Raw genomic sequence first — 2,042 nt, 5'->3', positions numbered from 1 at the left:
TATTCAACAACTCGCCATCACCCGAATATTGGTTGCTCATAGACCGGAAACGGTTAAGTCTGCAGGGAGGCAGATAAATCTAGCTGACAATGAGTTGGCATAATCTTTAACTTAATGAGAAAATAAAATGCAAGAACTAACTATGAATGAGATCGAGCAGGTTAGTGGTGGGGTTAGTAATGATGCTGCTTATGGCGCATCTGTGGGAGTAGCTGGAGGTCTGTTGGCTCTTGGACTAACTGTTACAGCCCCTGTTTGGGGTACTGCGGCACTTATTGGCGGTTCAATTTTCGCTTCAGGCATGGCTATTCATTATGCGATGAGGTAGATATTACGGCTTGGCCTTAATTAAAGGCCAAGCCTCAATCGTACAAGAGGAGTAACAATATGAAAGAAAAGCTGATATACCCTACTGCATTAACGATAGCTTTATCAGCCGCAGCATTAGGAGTTTTAATTTTGGCCGGTGTAGTCAAACAAAGTGAATCAAGCTGGGTGTTTTTGTCAACTTTTATTGTTGCAAATTTATCGCTTTGGTTAAGTAGAAAAAAGAAAGGGTTATAACCAAATCTGGTGTTTGAGGGTTTGAAAGAACGCAGCGTATCTGGTTGATTTGTTGTCGCCAAACAATGAAACCAACCGAGAGTACGCCGCTATGAACAAGAATACCGTTGTTGAGTTTACAGGTCGACAGGAGGCCGCTGACCCACTGACCGAGCTTTTGCGCCGAGGCGCACGTGAGCTGCTGCAGCAGGCGATTGAAGCCGAGTTATCGACCTTCATGGAAGGATTTGAAAGCCGCCACCTGGATGATGGCCGCGCTGCTGTCGTCCGCAATGGTCACCTGCCAGAGCGTGATATACAGACCGGGATTGGACCAGTAAAGGTGAAGGTGCCGAAGGTTCGCAGCAAGGACGGGGAGCCGGTGACCTTCCGCTCGGCCTTGGTGCCACCGTATGTACGCAAGGCCCGCTCGTTGGAGGCGGCGCTGCCGTGGCTATACCTGAAGGGCGTTTCAACCGGTGAAATGGAAGAGGCCCTGTCGGTACTGGTTGGCCCAGAAGCAAAAGGCCTGTCAGCCAGTACAGTGGCCCGCTTAAAGGCGCAGTGGAAAGGCGAGTATGATACCTGGCGAACCAAGTGACTGGATAAAGATCGCTGGGTGTACATCTGGGCAGACGGCATATACAGCGGCCTGCGCTCGGAAGAAAGCAAGCTCTGCGCCCTGGTCGTCATCGGCGTAAATGAGCGCGGAGAGAAGCACTTTCTGGCGATCGAAGACGGAGAGCGAGAATCGACGCTGAGTTGGAAAGGTGTGCTGGGTAAGTTGAAGGAGCGCGGCATGAACGCCCCGGAGCTGGCGGTCGGCGACGGCGCGATGGGGTTCTGGGCGGCACTGGAAGAAACTTATCCAGAGACCCGCCAGCAGCGTTGCTGGGTGCACAAGACGGCCAACGTTCTCAACAAGTTGCCGAAGTTGAGTCAGCCGAAAGCTAAACGCTTCCTGCACGACATTTGGCAAGCTGAGACAAGGGCCGATGCAGAGAAGGCCTTCGACACCATAATCAAGACGTACGAGGCCAAATATCCGAAAGTCGCTGAGTGCTTGCTAAAGGATCACGAAGAGCTGATGAGCTTCTACGACTTCCCGGCAAAGCACTGGCAGAGCATCCGGACAACGAACCCGATAGACTCGACGTTCGGAACGATACGACACAGAACCAAGCGATCGAAAGGGTGCCTATCGAGAGACGGAATGTTGCACATGCTGTTCAAATTGGGAATGTGTGCAGAAGGAAAGTGGAGAAAACTCCGAGGCTTTGACTGTCTCGCGAAGGTCATCACCGGAGTGAAATTCAAAGATGGAGAAGAGGTGCCAACAGTAGATCAGAGCGCTGCTTGATCATGCCTGCTGAACACCAGAATTGGCAATAACTCTCAAAACTCTGTGTCAGCCAGGTAGCCTCATATGTAGTAGTTCAGACTTGATCTGACAGTTACCGGTTTTTCTGACGGTGGTCTGTCAGGTCAGGTTCAGTTCA

At 51.1% G+C, this 2,042-nt stretch carries 2 protein-coding genes and 1 pseudogene; all 3 read left to right on the top strand.

Annotation, left to right across the window (positions count from 1 at the left end):
• The first annotated feature begins 127 nt into the window (after positions 1-127).
• The 3 genes and pseudogenes from Q1A48_RS21090 (at position 128) to Q1A48_RS21080 (ending at position 1,903) form a co-directional block, all read left to right on the top strand.
• A complete protein-coding gene (locus Q1A48_RS21090; RefSeq protein ID WP_299948802.1) occupies positions 128-328 on the top strand; it encodes a hypothetical protein in 201 nt (66 codons plus the stop codon).
• Between the two features lie 59 nt (positions 329-387).
• Positions 388-564, top strand: a complete 177-nt coding sequence (locus Q1A48_RS21085; RefSeq protein WP_299948800.1) for a hypothetical protein — start codon at positions 388-390, stop codon at positions 562-564.
• A gap of 91 nt (positions 565-655) precedes the next feature.
• Positions 656-1,903: pseudogene (locus Q1A48_RS21080) on the top strand (IS256 family transposase).
• Positions 1,904-2,042: the final 139 nt, after the last annotated feature.

It is taken from the genome of uncultured Microbulbifer sp., from assembly GCF_947489355.1.
GTDB lineage: Bacteria > Pseudomonadota > Gammaproteobacteria > Pseudomonadales > Cellvibrionaceae > Microbulbifer.
The sequence above is the reverse complement of the archived record's forward strand: the minus strand, read 5'-3'. Positions and strand labels throughout refer to the sequence as shown.